This window comes from Polaromonas sp., from assembly GCF_043778355.1.
Classification (GTDB): domain Bacteria; phylum Pseudomonadota; class Gammaproteobacteria; order Burkholderiales; family Burkholderiaceae_C; genus Polaromonas.
The window spans coordinates 1-16287 of sequence record NZ_JAYWHI010000077.1; the positions used below are offsets into that span (position 1 = coordinate 1).

11 protein-coding genes and 1 pseudogene are annotated in these 16287 nt (G+C 63.8%); 7 read left to right on the forward strand and 5 right to left on the reverse strand.

Annotation, left to right across the window (positions count from 1 at the left end):
- A pseudogene (locus ACH2CW_RS11310) lies at positions 1–442 on the reverse strand (phosphoribosylformylglycinamidine synthase); the annotation flags it as partial.
- 125 nt (positions 443–567) lie between these two features.
- Between ACH2CW_RS11310 and map the strand changes: the two are divergent.
- The 3 genes from map (at position 568) to ACH2CW_RS11325 (ending at position 4864) form a co-directional block, all read left to right on the forward strand.
- On the forward strand, positions 568–1422 hold the full coding sequence (gene map, locus ACH2CW_RS11315) for a type I methionyl aminopeptidase (protein WP_395058129.1): 855 nt from the start codon (positions 568–570) through the stop codon (positions 1420–1422).
- A 31-nt stretch (positions 1423–1453) separates the two neighbouring features.
- On the forward strand, positions 1454–4090 hold the full coding sequence (locus ACH2CW_RS11320) for a [protein-PII] uridylyltransferase (RefSeq protein ID WP_395058131.1): 2637 nt from the start codon (positions 1454–1456) through the stop codon (positions 4088–4090).
- A gap of 243 nt (positions 4091–4333) precedes the next feature.
- Positions 4334–4864 carry an OmpA family protein gene (locus ACH2CW_RS11325; protein WP_395058133.1) on the forward strand — a complete coding sequence of 177 codons (531 nt, stop codon included), beginning with the start codon at positions 4334–4336 and terminating at the stop codon, positions 4862–4864.
- 11 nt (positions 4865–4875) lie between these two features.
- Here ACH2CW_RS11325 and def read toward each other — a convergent pair whose 3' ends face one another.
- The gene (def, locus tag ACH2CW_RS11330) at positions 4876–5415 is read right to left on the reverse strand and encodes a peptide deformylase (RefSeq protein WP_395058134.1); all 540 of its coding nucleotides are present in this window, start codon (positions 5413–5415) and stop codon (positions 4876–4878) included.
- A 66-nt stretch (positions 5416–5481) separates the two neighbouring features.
- On the opposite strand from def, the gene ACH2CW_RS11335 reads away from it, so the two are divergent.
- On the forward strand, positions 5482–5916 hold the full coding sequence (locus ACH2CW_RS11335) for a YbaN family protein (RefSeq protein ID WP_395058136.1): 435 nt from the start codon (positions 5482–5484) through the stop codon (positions 5914–5916).
- A gap of 6 nt (positions 5917–5922) precedes the next feature.
- Here ACH2CW_RS11335 and ligA read toward each other — a convergent pair whose 3' ends face one another.
- Genes ligA through smc form a run of 3 tightly spaced genes read right to left on the reverse strand, consistent with a single transcriptional unit; the run spans position 5923 to position 12683 of the window.
- A complete protein-coding gene (gene ligA / locus ACH2CW_RS11340) occupies positions 5923–8067 on the reverse strand; it encodes an NAD-dependent DNA ligase LigA (RefSeq protein ID WP_395058138.1) in 2145 nt (714 codons plus the stop codon).
- 15 nt (positions 8068–8082) lie between these two features.
- Positions 8083–9153 carry a cell division protein ZipA C-terminal FtsZ-binding domain-containing protein gene (locus ACH2CW_RS11345; protein ID WP_395058140.1) on the reverse strand — a complete coding sequence of 357 codons (1071 nt, stop codon included), beginning with the start codon at positions 9151–9153 and terminating at the stop codon, positions 8083–8085.
- Positions 9150–12683, reverse strand: a complete 3534-nt coding sequence (gene smc / locus ACH2CW_RS11350; protein ID WP_395058142.1) for a chromosome segregation protein SMC — start codon at positions 12681–12683, stop codon at positions 9150–9152. Before smc ends, ACH2CW_RS11345 begins: the two co-directional genes overlap by 4 nt.
- Positions 12684–12985: 302 nt before the next feature.
- Here smc and dapC point away from each other — a divergent pair, with 302 nt between their 5' ends.
- From dapC to ACH2CW_RS11365, 3 genes are read left to right on the forward strand one after another with little or no spacing between them, the layout of a single operon-like run.
- A complete protein-coding gene (dapC, locus tag ACH2CW_RS11355) occupies positions 12986–14281 on the forward strand; it encodes a succinyldiaminopimelate transaminase (protein ID WP_395058144.1) in 1296 nt (431 codons plus the stop codon).
- A complete protein-coding gene (gene dapD, locus ACH2CW_RS11360; protein ID WP_395058146.1) occupies positions 14278–15105 on the forward strand; it encodes a 2,3,4,5-tetrahydropyridine-2,6-dicarboxylate N-succinyltransferase in 828 nt (275 codons plus the stop codon). Before dapC ends, dapD begins: the two co-directional genes overlap by 4 nt.
- A 34-nt stretch (positions 15106–15139) precedes the next feature.
- Positions 15140–16285, forward strand: a complete 1146-nt coding sequence (locus tag ACH2CW_RS11365) for a PilT/PilU family type 4a pilus ATPase (RefSeq protein WP_395058214.1) — start codon at positions 15140–15142, stop codon at positions 16283–16285.
- Positions 16286–16287: the final 2 nt, after the last annotated feature.

Genomic DNA, 16287 nt, shown 5'->3' on the forward strand with positions numbered 1-16287 from the left:
TGCGGTCGTGGAGCAGCGCGGCGACCCGGCTGCGCTGGGTACCGCTGAGGGCGCCTTGGGTGAAGAAGCCGGATTTCAGGCTGACGCGGTACTCGGTGATGCGTTCGATGCGTTTGACTGCGAGCCCGCAGTTGTGGGCGATGTCGGTGGCCTTGGAAGCCCAGGGCGAGACGGTGCCAAAACGGGGCGAGACGATGAACAGCAGGCTATCGCTGGCTGCGGGCGCGGCGGGCTCACCGTAACTGAGCAAGGCGGCCAGCCGGGCCCGGAGGTCCTCGCCCGGCGGGGCTTCGGTCGCCACCAGATGCACAAAACGGGCGCTGATACCGCTGATTTTGGGTTCTATGGCTTGCAGGCGGGGAAGCAGTTGCTGAATACGGAAGTCGCTCAGGGCGCTGATGCCGTGGGCATCGCCCTCGAAAGTCGTCAGGTGCAGGGTCACGGTGGCGGTGGCCTTGTGGTTGTCGGCGGGCCGCAAGGGGCCACCGGGGTGCTCGTTAACCCTGAATTTTATCAGCGATGGCTGCCCTGCCTGCCGTCCTGAAAGGCAAGTGGGATAATCGCGGCATGAGTATTACGTACAAAGACGCGGCGGGCATTGAAGGCATGCGCGTCGCCTGCAAACTGGCGTCCGAGGTGCTGGACTACCTCACGCCGTTCGTCAAAGCCGGCGTGACGACCAGGGAAATCGACCGCCTCGCCAACGACTACATGGTCAATGTCCAGGGCACGGTGTCCGCCACGCTGGGTTACCAGCCGCCGGGCTACCCGCCCTACCCGGCTTCGCTGTGCACCTCGCTGAATCACGTGGTCTGCCACGGCATCCCGAACGACAAGCCACTCAAAAAAGGCGACATCATGAACATTGATGTCACCGTGATCACCAAGGACGGCTGGTTCGGCGACAACAGCCGCATGTACATGATCGGCGACGTGTCGATTGCCGCCAAACGCCTGTGCCGGGTCACCTTCGAGGCCATGTGGCAAGGCATCATGCGCGTCAAACCGGGCGTGCGGCTCGGCGACATCGGTTTCGCGATCCAGACTTTTGCCGAAAAACAGGGCTTTTCGGTGGTGCGCGAGTTCTGCGGGCACGGCATCGGCCAGCGCTTCCATGAAGAACCCCAGGTGCTGCATTACGGCCGCCCCGGCACGCTCGAAGAGCTCAAGCCCGGCATGACCTTCACCATCGAGCCCATGATCAACGCCGGCAAACGCGACATCAAGGACGGTGCCGAAAAAGACGGCTGGACCATCGTCACGCGCGACCATTCACTGTCGGCGCAGTGGGAACACACCGTGCTGGTGACGCCAACCGGCTACGAAGTGCTGACGATGTCGGCGGGCAGCCCGGCCACGCCGGACTTTGTGGCGGCCTACCACGCGGCCGCCGCGCCCGTCACGGCCGACTCGGCGGCCTGAGCCGGCGCATCGCCGCATCCCGCGCCCGCAGATGCTGTCCGCGCTGCCTTCCCCGCCTGCCCAGACCGAAGCGGCCGTTCTGCGCGCGCAGTACCGCGCCGGCAAAAACGCGTTGCTGGCCTCGCTGGCCGGCAGCGGCTCCTCCACACGCGGCATCCACAGCCTGCTGCGCCGGCTGGCCCGGCACACCGACGCCACCCTGCGCCAGCTCTGGTCAGGCGCTGATTTTCCCGTCGGCTGCGCGCTGGTGGCCGTCGGCGGATTTGGCCGCGGCGAGTTGTTCCCCCATTCAGATGTTGACGTGTTGCTGCTGTTGCGCGACGACTCGCAGGTCGAAGGCAACCCGGCGCTCAAAAGCAAGATTGAAGCTTTTATAGGCGCCTGCTGGGACAGCGGGCTCGAGATCGGCTCCAGCGTGCGCACCGTCAAGGACTGCGCTGAGGAAGCCGCCAAGGATGTGACGGTGCAGACCTCGCTGCTGGAAGCGCGGCTGGTGGCAGGTTCCACCAAGATTTTTGCGGCCCTGCTTGCCCAACTCGACAGCCTGATGGACCCACAGGCCTTTTTTGTGGCCAAGACGCTGGAAATGCGTCAGCGCCACAACAAGTTTGAAAACACGCCTTACGCGCTGGAACCCAACTGCAAGGAGTCGCCGGGCGGCCTGCGCGACCTGCAACTGGTGCTGTGGGTGGCCCATGCCGCAGGTCTGGGCAAGACCTGGGACGAGCTGGCCCGCAATGGCCTGGCGACTGCTTTCGAGGTGCGCCAGATCAAGGCCAACGAGGCCTTGCTGAGCCTGATCCGCGCGCGCCTGCACCTGATCTCGGGCCGGCGCGAAGACCGGCTGGTGTTCGACCTGCAGACCGCCGTGGCTGAATCCTTTGGGTACTCGGCACAGGCCGACGATGGCAGTAAGTTGCCGCGCCGCGCCAGCGAGGCACTGATGAAGCGTTATTACTGGGCGGCCAAGGCAGTAACCCAGCTCAACCAAATTTTGCTGCTCAACATCGAGGAGCGCATCAGCCCGCACAACGCGCCATTGCGTGTGATCAACGAGCGCTTTTTCGACAAGGGCGGCATGATCGAGGTGGCCAGCGACAACCTCTACCAGCGCGAGCCCCACGCCATCCTCGAGACCTTTTTGCTGTTCCAGACCACGCCCGGCATCCAGGGCCTGTCGGCCCGCACCCTGCGCGCGCTGTACAACACGCGCAGCATCATGAACGCGGGCTTTCGCAGCGATCCGGTCAACCGCGACACCTTCCGCCAGATTCTGCAGCAGCCCTCCGGTATCACGCACGCGATGCGCCTGATGAACCAGACCTCGGTGCTGGGGCGTTACCTCTGGGTGTTTCGCAAGATCGTCGGGCAGATGCAGCACGACCTGTTCCACGTCTACACCGTGGACCAGCACATCCTGATGGTGTTGCGCAACGTGCGGCGCTTTTTCATGGCCGAGCATGCGCATGAGTACCCGGCCTGCTCGCAACTGGCGGCCGGCTGGGACAAGCCCTGGATTCTGTACATTGCCGCGCTCTTCCACGACATCGCCAAAGGCCGCGGCGGCGACCATTCCGAGCTCGGCTGCCTGGACGTGCGGGTGTTCTGCCGCCAGCACGGTATCCCGGCCGAAGACGCCAAATTGATCGAGTTCCTGGTCGGTGAACACCTGACCATGAGCCGCATTGCGCAAAAGGAAGATCTGAGCGACCCGGAAGTCATTGGTGCTTTTGCCAAACGTGTCGGCAATGAGCGTTACCTGACCGCGCTCTACCTGCTGACCGTGGCCGACATTCGTGGCACCAGCCCCAAGGTCTGGAACGCCTGGAAAGGCAAGCTGCTGGAAGATCTGTACCGCTACACCCTGCGCGTGCTGGGCGGCCGCGCGCCAGACGCCGACGCCGAGGTCGAGTCGCGCAAACGCGAGGCACTGGCCATGCTGGCCCTGCATGCGGAGCCGTTTGAGGCGCACAAGGCACTGTGGGACACCCTGGACATCAGTTATTTCATGCGCCACGAGGCCGGCGACATTGCGTGGCATGCACGCCATCTGTCGCGTCACGTTGGCGCGGCCAAGTGCGTGGTGCGGGCGCGCCGATCGGCCGCTGGCGAAGGCATGCAGGTGCTGGTGTACACGCCCGACGCGCCCGACCTGTTTGCCCGCATCTGCGGTTACTTCGAAGAAGCCGGTCTGAGCATTCTGGACGCCAAGGTGCACACCGCCAAACCCTACAAAGACGCGCCCGGTTATGCGCTGGACACTTTCCAGGTCGTGAGCCCGACCCTGGCCGAGCACTACCGCGAACTGGTGGCCATGGTGGAAGCCGACCTGGTCCGCACGATTGAGGAAAACAAGCCGCTGCCGCCGCCCGGCAAGGGCCGGGTGTCACGCCGGGTGAAAAGCTTTCCGATCGCGCCGCGCGTCGACCTGCGGCCCGACGAAAAAGGCCAGCGCTGGCTGCTCAGCGTGTCGGCCAGTGACCGGGTCGGCCTGCTGTATTCGATTGCCCGCGTGCTGGCACACCACCGCATCAACCTGCAACTGGCCAAGGTCACGACCTTGGGCGAAAGGGTGGAAGACACGTTTTTGATCGACGGGCCTGAGCTTCAGCAGAACAAGGCGCAGATCGCCATCGAGACTGAAATCCTCGAAGCGCTGGCGGCCTGACCGCGCAGCGGGCTTACCAGGGACTCGCCCGGTCATGCCAAAATGACGGTTCTTAATTTTTTATTATTTACATATAAATCAACAAGTTAAACGCCTTTATTAAAGTTACACCTTATCACTGTTTAACACTTGCGGTAGTCGGTCTGAGGCAGACAATGGGCAAAGGCAGTATCGGTATTCCAGCGCATTAAAGAGGAATGCATCCGGTCCAGCCGCCGAACATTCAAGCTCAAGGAGACTGCCATGCATGCCCAGACCCAAACGCTGTTGGACCGTGAACAACAACTGCTGACCTCACGCGAATGCGACGACGACGGCCGGCCGTTGGCCCGGCAGATCTTTTTCGAGGCCGACAACTGGTTGGTGCCCGAAATTTATGGCGAGTTGCTGGCCACCCATGCCGCGTGGCTCGCCGACCGACCCGAACAGGTGGTGCTGGTCTCCGGCCACAGTTATGGCACCGGCAGTCACCGCTTCTTCTGGTTGATGGGTGATCGCCGCGCCATTGCCGTACGTTCGGCGCTGCTCAAGGCCGGCGCCGGACCGAAACAGGTACTGATCCAGAGCCGGGGCGCCGCCCGCCCGCTGATCGAGATGGCCGGTGAGGAAGTCGCGCAGTACCGGCGCCGCGTCACGCTGGACTATCTGGACGCCCAAGCCTTGAACACCGCGCCCCTGCCGCAGGATGGGTCAGCCGACTGGTGGCGCTCGGTCTTCGGCACGGGTGGCAAGGCGCCGCTGCCGGCCGATCTGCCAGCCTCGCAGGGCGGCTGACAAGCAAGTTGTCAGTCGTCTTCGGACGCGTCCAGTCCTGGAAACAGCACCTCGGTGAAGCCGAACTGCGTGAAGTCGCGAATCCGCATGGGGTAAAGCTTGCCGATCAGGTGATCACACTCGTGCTGCACCACCCGGGCGTGAAAACCCTCGACCGTGCGGTCTACAGCGTCGCCGTAGGGGTCGAAACCGGTGTAGCGAATGCGTGAATACCGTGGCACCAGCCCGCGCAGGCCAGGCACCGACAGGCAACCTTCCCAGCCGTTTTCCTCCTCGTCCGAGAGCGGTGTGATGACCGGGTTCAGCAGCACGGTGCGCGGCACCAGCGGCGCGTCCGGGTAACGCGGGTTGACTGCATCGGTGCCGAAAATCACCAGTTGCAGGTCGACGCCGATCTGCGGCGCAGCCAGCCCGGCGCCGTTGACCGAACGCATGGTCTCGAACATGTCGGACACCAGCAAATGGATCTCGTCGGTGTCGAATTCGGTCGCGGGGGGCGCAACACGCAGCAGGCGCGGGTCGCCCATTTTCAGAATTTCGCGGATGGTCATAGCGCAGGATGGGAAAGCAAAACCCCGAGCATACAGAGCCGCGAACGCCGCACGGCAAAATGGGGCATGGCTAACCGACCCGAACCCGCGCTCCCCGCCGCTGCACCGCCCGCAGCGCCGGTGCGCTGGCTGCTGATCGCGCTGGCGCTCACCAGCCTGGTGCTGGGCATCGTCGGGCTGTTCCTGCCGGTGTTGCCCACTGTGCCCTTCGTCCTGCTGTCGGCCTGGGCCGCCGCCCGCAGCTCACCGAAACTGCTGGCCTGGCTGGAAGCCCACCGCGCCTTCGGACCGATGCTGACCGAGTGGCGGCGCGGCGGTGTGGTGCGCCGGCGTGCCAAATGGCTGGCGACCCTGACCATGAGCGGCAGTGCGCTGATCTTGCTGCTGACGCTTCCGCAGCGCTGGATGGCGCTGGCGGGAATGGCCGTCATGGGCAGTGTGCTGGTGTGGCTCTGGCGACGACCGGAACAGATGCCGGAAGAAGGCAATCCATCCGCCTGAAAAATCTCAGGTTGCCGGCGCTTCCAGCAAAAGCAGCAAGCCAGCCTCGTCAATCACGGTGATGCCCAGTTCCTGCGCCTTGGTCAGCTTGCTGCCGGCCTCGGTGCCGGCGACCACGTAATCGGTTTTTTTGCTGACCGAGCCGGCCACCTTGCCCCCGGCGGCCTCCACCTTGTCCTTGGCCTCGTCGCGGCTCAGCGTCGGCAGGGTGCCCGTGATGACAAAAGTCTTGCCCGACAGCGGCTGCGGCGTGCGCGCGGCCGGCTCGGCCTCTGACCAGTGAACACCGCAGGCGCGCAGTTGCTCAACCACCTCGCGGTTGTGCGGCTGGTCGAAAAAGGTGCGCAGGCTCTGCGCGACGATGGGCCCGACGTCGCTGACTTCGAGCAGTTGCGCCTCGGTCGCAGCCATGATCGCGTCCAGCTTGCCGAAGTGGCGCGCCAGTTCCTTGGCTGTGGCTTCGCCCACGTGCCGTATGCCCAGGCCAAACAGGAAACGCGGCAAGGTGGTGGCCTTGGACCTGTCGAGTGCCTGCAGCAGGTTTTGCGCGGACTTGTCGGCCATACGGTCCAGTCCGGCCAGCGCCGTCAGGCCCAGCTTGTAGAGATCGGGCAGCGTGCGGATGATGTTGGCGTCAACCATCTGCTCGACCAGCTTGTCGCCCAGGCCTTCGACCTCGACAGCACGCCGGTGCGCGTAATGCAGGATCGCCTCCTTGCGCTGGGCGCCGCAAAACAGGCCGCCGGTGCAGCGGTAGTCGGCCTCGCCCTCCTCCCGCACGGCGTCGGAGCCGCAGACTGGGCAGGTGCGCGGCATGGTGAACACCGGACCGCGTTCGGGCTGAGCCTGTACACGCCTTGCCCGGACATCCGCCCCTTCGACAGGCTCTGGGAGAACGGGAGGAAGAACCACGCTGACCACTTCGGGAATCACATCGCCGGCCCGCCGTACGATCACGGTGTCGCCGACCCGAACGTCCTTGCGCCTGGCCTCATCCTCGTTGTGCAGCGTGGCGTTGGTCACGGTGACGCCCCCGACAAACACCGGCGCGAGTTTGGCCACCGGCGTCAGTTTGCCGGTTCGGCCGACCTGCACGTCGATGGCCAGCACGGTGGTGATCTGCTCCTGAGCCGGGTATTTGTGCGCCACCGCCCAGCGCGGCTCGCGCGTGACAAAGCCGAGTGTTTTCTGCAGGGCCAGGCTGTTGACCTTGTAAACGACGCCGTCGATGTCGTAGGGAAGCTGATCCCGTTCGCCTGCAATCTTCTGATGAAACGCTATTAATTCAGGAGCGCCTTGCGCAGTCTGGGTATGGGCTGCGACCGGAAAACCCCATGATTTGAGCGTCAGCAGCAACTGGAAGTGGGTGTCGAACTGCGGACCGCCCTCCTCCTGCGGCGTGACCTCGCCCAGGCCGTAGGCAAAAAAGCTCAGGGGGCGCTGGGCGGCAATGGCGGGATCGAGTTGCCGAACCGCACCCGCTGCGGCATTGCGCGGATTGACAAAAGTCTTCTCGTTTTTCAGGCCCTGGGCGATTTTCTCGCGCTGCTTGTTATTGAGCGACTCGAAATCGTCGCGGGCCATGTAAACCTCGCCGCGCACTTCGAGCACAGCCGGTGCGTCCTTGGGCAGGCGCAGGGGAATCTGCCGGATGGTCTGGATGTTCTGCGTCACGTCTTCGCCGACCTCGCCGTCGCCGCGCGTGGCGGCCTGCACCAGCACGCCGTCTTCGTAACGCAGGTTCATCGCCAGGCCGTCGAACTTGAGTTCCGCCACGTAGTCCACCGGCGGATCGGACTCGGCCAGTCCCAGCTCCTTGCGCACGCGGGAGTCGAAGTTCTGCGCCCCACTTGCCTCGGTATCGGTTTCGGTGCGTATGCTGAGCATGGGCACCGCATGGCGCACACTGGCGAACTGGTCCAGCGCCTTGCCGCCCACACGTACCGTCGGTGAGTCCGGGCTGGCCAGTTCCGGGTGCGCAGCTTCCAGTTCCTGCAGCTCCTGGAACAGCTTGTCGTACGCGGCATCCGGAATGCTCGGTTCATCGAGCACGTAATAACGATGGGCGTGTTGGTGCAGCTGGTTGCGCAGCACGGCCATGCGTTCGGCAGGCGACGGTCCGTGCGCCGCGAACAGGTCAGGGGTGGCCATGGCAGAGCAACAGCTTCAGGAGAACAGCCGGCGTCCCAGTGCCGAGCCGGCCGGCATGTCGCGCTCTTCCAGGGTGTTGTAGAGCTGCTCCAGATCGGCGTGGATGGCTTCCATGGCTTCGGGGCGGATCGGCTGGCCCTGGTCGTCGATGATCACGCCGTCCATGCTGGCGGCCAGTGCAATCGCCGCTTCGCACATGCGCACAAACGGCTGCTCGGCGCGCAGCACTTGCGGCACGTCCAGCGACAGCGTCAGTTCGCGCAATGCGGTCTGTTCAGGGTCTTCGGCCATGGCGGCCTGGGTGTCGAAGGACAGACCCAGCACCGGCGGTGCGTGCGGACCGGACTGGCTGGCCGGCAGCACCATGCGGCCGGGGATGGAGCCGGCGACAAAACCGAGTTTGGCTGCGTTTTGCTGCACATAACCGGGACTCCAGGCCGTGTGTTTGGCGCGCAGGGTGAAGCTCAATTGGGCATCATGGGCGCTGGCAAAGTTGTCGAGCTCGCGCGCGCGCGCCACCTCGTCCATCATGTCCGGAAACTCGGGCTGGCCGTCAATGGCGTCGGCAAAGGCCTGTGCTTTCATGACAAATTCCGAGTATTCAATCTGGTTCAGCGCGCCGGTGCGGTTGGCGAGCTGCACGCCGGCCTGGAAGGCGCTGTAACGCTGGCCGGCGGCTGGCGTTTCCCAGGCGCCCGTGGCCAGGCTCAAGCCTTCGACCGCAAACGGCTTGCTTCCGGCGCGGCGCGAACCGGGCATGGCGGCAAGCGCCGCCTCGCCAGACACCACCGAATCGATGATGATGGGCGCGATCACGTCGATCAGCGCGTCCAGGCCGGGCTTTTTCTCGGGCACGGTCAGCGCCGTCAGGGCATCGAGGCTGGAGTCGACATCGAAACCCGGTTCCAGCCGCTCGGCTTGCGTGTCGGGCGGCAGTTCATCACCCGTGGGCTCGATGCCAGGAGACACCGGGTCGGGCGTGGGTTGCATCGGCAGGTTTTTACGGGCCGACCATGCGCCGTGGGCCACCACGATGGCCAGCAACAAGCCGCCAATGATGGCCAGACTGATCTGGAGGGTACTCATGCTGCCTCCACAAAACCAAGCGCCGCTTCCATATCGACGGCAACAATGCGCGAGACGCCCTGCTCCTGCATGGTCACGCCTATCAGTTGTTCAGCCATTTCCATGGCAATCTTGTTGTGGCTGATGAAGAGAAACTGCGTTTCCTTGCTCATGCTGCTCACGAGCTTGGCATAACGCTCGGTGTTGGCATCGTCCAGCGGTGCGTCGACCTCGTCGAGCAGGCAGAACGGCGCGGGGTTCAGCTGGAAGATCGCAAACACCAGCGCAATCGCCGTGAGCGCCTTTTCGCCACCCGACAGCAGATGAATGGTCTGGTTTTTCTTGCCCGGTGGCTGGGCCAGCACCTGCACGCCGGCATCCAGAATTTCCTCCCCGGTCATCATCAGTTTGGCATTGCCGCCACCGAACAGGCGCGGGAACATCTCGCCAAAATGGCGATTCACCGTTTCAAAGGTCGATGACAGCAGGTCGCGCGTTTCTGCGTCGATTTTCTTGATCGCGTCTTCCAGCGTGTTCATGGCCTCGTTGAGGTCGGCCGACTGCGCGTCAAGGAACTGCTTGCGTTCGCGCGCGCTGGCCAGCTCGTCGAGGGCGGCCAGATTGACCGCGCCCAGCGACTGGATGTCGCGGTTGATGCGGTCAATCTCGCCCTGCAGGCCCGAGAGGCGCACGTTGCCGGACTGGATCGATGTCTCGACCGCGGCCAGGTCGGCCTGGGCGTCGCCCAGCAACTGCGCGTACTGCTCGAAACCCAGCCGCGCGGCCTGCTCCTTGAGCTGGAACTCGGTGATGCGCTGGCGAAGCGGTTCAAGTTCACGTTCCAGTTGCAGGCGACGCTCGTCGCTGGCGCGCAGCTTGGTGGTCAGGTCGTCGTACTGGCTGCGTTTGGCGCCCAGATCGGACTCACGCTCCAGCTTCACATTCAGCGCGTCCTGCAAGCCGGCCTTGGCCGCGGCATCACTCAGGCGCGACAACTCCTCTTTCGCACGTTCTTCCTCGCTGGCAATCGACGCGGCCTGCTGCGCCGCGATGGCCATGGAGCGTGTCAGCTCGTCGCGGCGCGAGGCCAGGCTGCGCAGCGCAAACTGCGCTTCCTGGGACTGGCGCTCCAGCGCACGTTGTTGCTCGCGCGATTCATTGAGTTTGCGTTCGGCCTCAATCACGCGGTCGTCGAGCTGGGCGTGGCGTTCCTGGCTATCGGCGAGCTGCATGTCGAGTTCTTCGAAGCGCGCCTCTGCGGTGGCCCTGCGCTCCTGCAGGTCGGTCATTTGCGCGTCGATTTCGCCGAGGTCGGCATTGATCTGTTCGCTGCGCGCGCGGGTCTGTTCGGCCAGTTGCGTCAGGCGCAAGACCTCGACTTGCAGCTCGTGCGTGCGGCTCTGGCCTTCGGCGGCGTCGCGGCGCGCCGTCGCCAGCCGCTGCGCTGCGTCGGCGTACGCGGCCTCGGCACGAATCAATGCACTGCGTGCTTCGTCGCTGATCAGCGACTGGCCGCGCAGCTGTTTTTCGAGATTTTCAATTTCCTGGGCGCGCGCCAGCAGGCCGGCCTGCTCGGAGTCCTGGGCGTAAAAACTCACGCTGTGCTGCGTCACCGCGTGGCCGGTCTGCACATAAATGACCTCACCGGCCTGCAATTGCTGGCGCGCGGACAAGGCGTCGTCGAGGCTGGCGGCAGTCAGGCAACCGTGCAGCCAGTCGCCCAGCAGCGCCGCCTGGCCGGCGTCATTGAGGCGCAGCAAACCGGCCAGCGGTTTCAGGCCGGTGCGCGAGGCCGGTGTCGGCGCTGCGGCTAAAGGGGCTGAATAAAACGACAGTTTGGCCGGCGGTGTGTCGCGGCCATCGGTGCCGGCAAATCCGCGCACCATGTCCAGCCGCGAAACTTCCAGCGCGCCCAGGCGTTCGCGCAGCGCGGCTTCGAGCGCATTCTCCCAGCCCTGCTCAATGTGGATGCGGCTCCACAGGCCCTGCAGCCCGTCCATGCCGTGTTTGGCCAGCCAGGGTTTGAGTTTGCCGTCGGTCTTGACTTTTTCCTGCAGCGCCTTGAGGGCCTCCAAACGCGCCGACAGTTCGGCCTGCTTGGCCGATTCGATGTTGACAGCCTGCTGCTTGCTCCGGCGGTCCTCGTCAAGCTGCGGCACGCTGTCGGTCAGCTCGTGCAGGCGGGCTTCGACCATTTCCTGGTTTTCCTGCGCGGCGCTGAACTGGGTGTTGAGGTTGGTCAGGCGTGTTTCGTCGGGTGCATTGAGGGCATTTTTGTCGGCGCTCAGGCGTTCGTGGCGCAGGCTCAGGGCCCGCGACTGCTCCTCGATGTTGCGCTGGTCGGCGGCCAGCACCTGGATCTGCTGCTGCACCTGGCCGACGCTGCTACGCTGCTCATTGGCTTTGGATTGCGCAGCGCGCAGCGCTTCTTCGAGTGCCGGCAACTGGCCGGCCTGGTCTTCGCTTTGCGCGGCCAGCAGTTCCGACTGCTCCTCGGCCTGCAGCGCCTGGGCGGCGAGGTTTTCGGTTTCCTGGGCTGCATCGTCCTTGCGGGCAGCCCACTGCGCAGTTTGCTCCTTGAGTTGTTGCAGGCGCTGCTCGACCCGCTGACGGCCTTCGACCACAAAACGGATTTCAGCTTCCAGCCGACCGACTTCGGCGCTGGCTTCGTAGAGCTTGCCCTGGGCCTGGTTCACCTGGTCGCCGGCGGCGTAATGCGCCTGGCGGATGGTCTCCAGGTCAGTCTCGATATGGCGTAAATCAGCGATGCGGCTTTCCAGGTCGTTGACCGACTTCTCCGCGTCGGCCTTCACCCTGGCCTGGTCGGCTTCGCTCTCGGCGCGCTTCAAGAACCACAATTGATGTTGCTTGAGCGTGGCATCGGCGTGCAGCGTGTTGTAACGCAGCGCGACCTCGGCCTGCTTTTCGAGCTTTTCAAGGTTGGCATTGAGCTCGCGCAGAATGTCCTCGACCCGCGTCAGGTTCTCGCGCGTGTCGCTCAGGCGGTTGGCGGTTTCGCGTCGGCGCTCCTTGTACTTGGACACACCGGCGGCTTCTTCGAGGAACAGGCGCAGTTCCTCGGGCTTGGATTCGATGATGCGGCTGATCGTGCCCTGGCCGATGATGGCGTAGGCGCGCGGGCCCAGGCCGGTACCGAGGAACACGTCCTGCACGTCGCGCCGGCGCACCGGCTGGTTGTTGATGTAGTAGCTGCTGGTGCCGTCGCGTGTCAGAACGCGCTTGACGGCGATTTCGGCGAACTGGCCCCACTGGCCGCCGGCGCGGTGGTCGGTATTGTCAAAGACCAGTTCGACGCTGGAACGGCTGGCCGGCTTGCGGATGTTGGTGCCATTGAAGATCACATCCTGCATCGACTCGCCGCGCAACTCGGAGGCGCGGCTTTCACCCAGCACCCAGCGCACGGCGTCCATGATGTTGGACTTTCCGCAACCGTTGGGACCGACCACACCGACCAGTTGGCCAGGCAACACAAAATTGGTCGGTTCGGCAAACGATTTGAACCCGGATAACTTGATCGAATTGAGACGCACGGCAGACCCTGTTTTTTTCTTGGCGCTTTGAAGCTAAGTTGTTGATTTTTATAGCACTTTTCGAAGGCGCTGAACCTGCTTCCAGCAATGCAGAGCCTGCAATGTTACCCGAGGCAGTACGGCTGGCCGCTGTAAAAAAGGGTGTCCGACACCGGGCCGCAGGGCATGCTGCTGATTTAGGCATCAAATCGGCCTCCAGCCCATAGGCGACAAGCGCGAGCAGCTATTCATTTTGTAGCATTCCAAAAGGGGTCTGGCTGAAACTGCCATCGCAGCGGCGCACACACTGGATAATCCGGGCCATGAATCCTCTGTTGAAACGCCTGCAGCCCTATCCTTTCGAGCGGCTGCGCCTGCTGCACGCGGGTGTCACGCCCAACCCGGCTTACCGCCCTATCAGCCTGGGCATCGGGGAGCCCAAACATGCGACGCCCGAGCTGATCAAGTCCGCGCTGAGCGCCAGTCTGGGCGGGCTGGCCAGTTATCCGGCAACGGCCGGCGAACCCAGGCTGCGCCAGTCCATGGCGGGCTGGATGCAGCGGCGTTACGGCTTGAGCCTGGACCCGTTGACCCAGATCCTGCCGGTCAACGGCTCGCGCGAAGCGCTGTTTGCGCTGGCGCAGACCATCATCGACCCGACCCAGCCGGGCGCGACCGGGCGCCGCGCAGGGCCGCCCCAAGCAAGCACAGCCCCCTCGGGGGGCAGCGAACCACACGAAGTGGGGAGCGTGGGGGCTCTTGTCGTTTGCCCCAATCCGTTTTATCAAATCTACGAGGGTGCTGCGCTGCTGGCCGGCGCCGACACCTGGTTTGCGCCCAGCGACCCGGCGCGCAACTTTGCGGTGGACTGGGCCGCCGTGCCCCAGGCTGTCTGGCAAAAAACGCAACTGCTGTTTGTCTGTTCGCCCGGCAACCCGACCGGCGCGGTGATGGGCCTGGACGAATGGAAGCTGCTGTTCGAGCTCAGCGACAAACACGGCTTTGTGATCGCCTCCGACGAGTGTTACAGCGAAATTTATTTCCGCGACGAGCCGCCGCTGGGTGGCCTGCAGGCCGCCGCGCAACTCGGCCGCCACGATTTCAAAAACCTCGTCGCGATGACCAGCCTGTCCAAACGCAGCAACGTGCCCGGACTGCGCAGCGGTTTTGTGGCCGGCGACGCCGCGCTGATCAAGCCGTTTTTGCTCTACCGCACTTACCACGGCAGCGCCATGAGCCCGATCGTGCAGTCGGCCAGCATCGCCGCCTGGGACGACGAGGCCCATGTGGTGGCGAACCGCGCGATGTACCGCGAGAAATTTGCCCGTGTCACGCCGCTGCTGGCCGCCGTGATGGACGTGGCCCTGCCCGATGCCGGCTTTTACCTGTGGGCGCAGGTCCCGGCAAGTTTCGCCGGCGACGACACGGCTTTTTCGCGCGAGCTTCTCGCTCTTTACAATGTCGTGGTGTTGCCCGGCAGTTACCTGGCCCGCGAAGCGCGCGGCCACAATCCGGGCGCCGGCAGAATTCGCATGGCCCTGGTGGCTGAAACCGCCGAGTGTGTCGAAGCCGCCGAAAGAATCGTTCAATTTATCCAATCCAAGGCCCATTTAAAATGAAACAAGACCAGCTCGAAAGCATCATCAACGCCGCCTGGGACGAACGCGCCAACTTGTCTCCGCAGGCCGCCTCCAAGGAAATTCAGGATGCGGTAGAGCACACGATCTCCGAACTGAACGCCGGCCGGCTGCGCGTGGCCACGCGCCAGGGCGTGGGCCAGTGGACCACCCACCAGTGGATCAAGAAGGCCGTGCTTCTGAGCTTCCGCCTGAAAGACAACGTGATGATGCGCGCCGGCGACCTCGGCTTCTTCGACAAGGTGCCGACCAAGTTTGCCCACCTGAGCGAAGAGGAAATGAAGGCCAGCGGCGTGCGTGTGGTGCCGCCTGCCGTGGCGCGCCGCGGCAGCTACATCGCCAAGGGCGCGATCCTGATGCCAAGTTATGTGAACATCGGCGCTTACGTTGATGAAGGCTCCATGGTCGATGCCTGGGCCACGGTCGGCAGTTGCGCGCAGGTTGGTAAAAACGTGCACCTGTCCGGCGGCGTCGGCCTGGGCGGCGTGCTGGAGCCCCTGCAGGCGAACCCGACCATCATCGAGGACAACTGCTTCATCGGCGCCCGCTCCGAAGTCGTTGAAGGCGTGATCGTCGAGGAAAACTCGGTGATCTCCATGGGTGTCTACATCGGCCAGAGCACGCCGATTTATGACCGCGAGGCGGATACCGTGACCTATGGCCGCATCCCGGCCGGCTCCGTCGTGGTGTCGGGCAACCTGCCCAAGGCCGGCGGCAAATATTCGCTGTACTGCGCCGTGATCGTCAAACGTGTGGACGCCAAGACCCGCGCGACCACCAGCCTCAATGATCTCCTGCGCGACTGATTGACTGATCGGAACCGCCATGAATGCGCCGACCATGAGCACGATGGAACGTATCCTGCGTTTGATGGCCGATAAAAAGGCCTCCGACGTTTACCTGTCGGCCCATTCGCCGGCCCTGATCAAGATCAACGGTGAGGCCATCCCGATCAACAACCAGGTCCTGCCGCCCGACGCACCGCGCAACCTGCTTGCCGAGGTGCTGCCGCCTGCAAAAATCGAGGAACTCGAAGAACTCGGCGAGCTCAACATGGCGTTTCCGCTGCCCGGCGTCGGTAACTTCCGCATCAGCGGCTTCAAGCAGCGCAGCACCTACGCAGCGGTGATTCGTTATGTGCCCAGTGAGATACCGGCGCTGGAAAGCCTGAATGTGCCGCCCATCCTGGCTGAACTGATCATGGAAAAACGCGGCCTGCTGCTGATGGTCGGCTCCACTGGCGCCGGCAAAAGCACCACGCTGGCGGCCATGATGGACCATCGCAACGCCACCCAGCCCGGCCACATCCTGACGATTGAAGACCCGGTCGAATTCTTGTTCACCAACAAAAAATCGGTGGTGAACCAGCGCGAGGTCGGCAGTGACACCCAATCACTGCAGGTGGCGCTGAAAAACGCGCTGCGCCAGGCGCCCGACGTGATCCTGATCGGCGAGATCCGCGACCGCGAAACCATGTCGGCGGCGATTGCCTATGCGCAGTCCGGCCACCTCTGCCTGGCCACCATGCACGCCAACAACAGCTACCAGGCGCTGAACCGCATTCTGAGTTTTTACCCGGTGGAAGTGCGCAGCACCATGCTGGGCGACCTGGGCGCGGCCATGAAGGCGATTGTTTCGCAGCGCCTGCTGCGCACCCAGGCCGGTGGCCGCGCGCCAGCGGTTGAGGTCATGCTCAACACCAAGCTGATTTCCGAACTGATCGAAAAAGGTGATTTTTCCGGCGTCAAGGAAGCCATGGAAAAGTCCATGGCCGAAGGCTCACAGACCTTTGAGCAGGACATTGCCAAGCTGATCGTCAACGGCACCGTCACCCGCAAGGAAGGCATTTTGCACGCCGACTCGCCGACCAACCTGATGTGGCGCCTGGAAAACGACTTTGCCGTGGCCGCCAAAGCAGCGGAGCCTGAAGACGATCCGGACGACGAGCCTTCATTCACCGAGATCACCCTGGACGTGAAACACTGAAG

Excerpts from the sequence above, each read along its gene's own strand:
- map (WP_395058129.1), top strand. The coding sequence starts at position 568 with ATGAGTATTACGTACAAAGACGCGGCGGGCATTGAAGGCATGCGCGTC.
- ACH2CW_RS11320 (WP_395058131.1), top strand. The coding sequence starts at position 1,454 with ATGCTGTCCGCGCTGCCTTCCCCGCCTGCCCAGACCGAAGCGGCCGTT.
- ACH2CW_RS11325 (WP_395058133.1), top strand. The coding sequence starts at position 4,334 with ATGCATGCCCAGACCCAAACGCTGTTGGACCGTGAACAACAACTGCTG.
- def (WP_395058134.1), bottom strand. The coding sequence starts at position 5,415 with ATGACCATCCGCGAAATTCTGAAAATGGGCGACCCGCGCCTGCTGCGT.
- ACH2CW_RS11335 (WP_395058136.1), top strand. The coding sequence starts at position 5,482 with ATGGCTAACCGACCCGAACCCGCGCTCCCCGCCGCTGCACCGCCCGCA.
- ligA (WP_395058138.1), bottom strand. The coding sequence starts at position 8,067 with ATGGCCACCCCTGACCTGTTCGCGGCGCACGGACCGTCGCCTGCCGAA.
- ACH2CW_RS11345 (WP_395058140.1), bottom strand. The coding sequence starts at position 9,153 with ATGAGTACCCTCCAGATCAGTCTGGCCATCATTGGCGGCTTGTTGCTG.
- dapC (WP_395058144.1), top strand. The coding sequence starts at position 12,986 with ATGAATCCTCTGTTGAAACGCCTGCAGCCCTATCCTTTCGAGCGGCTG.
- dapD (WP_395058146.1), top strand. The coding sequence starts at position 14,278 with ATGAAACAAGACCAGCTCGAAAGCATCATCAACGCCGCCTGGGACGAA.
- ACH2CW_RS11365 (WP_395058214.1), top strand. The coding sequence starts at position 15,140 with ATGAGCACGATGGAACGTATCCTGCGTTTGATGGCCGATAAAAAGGCC.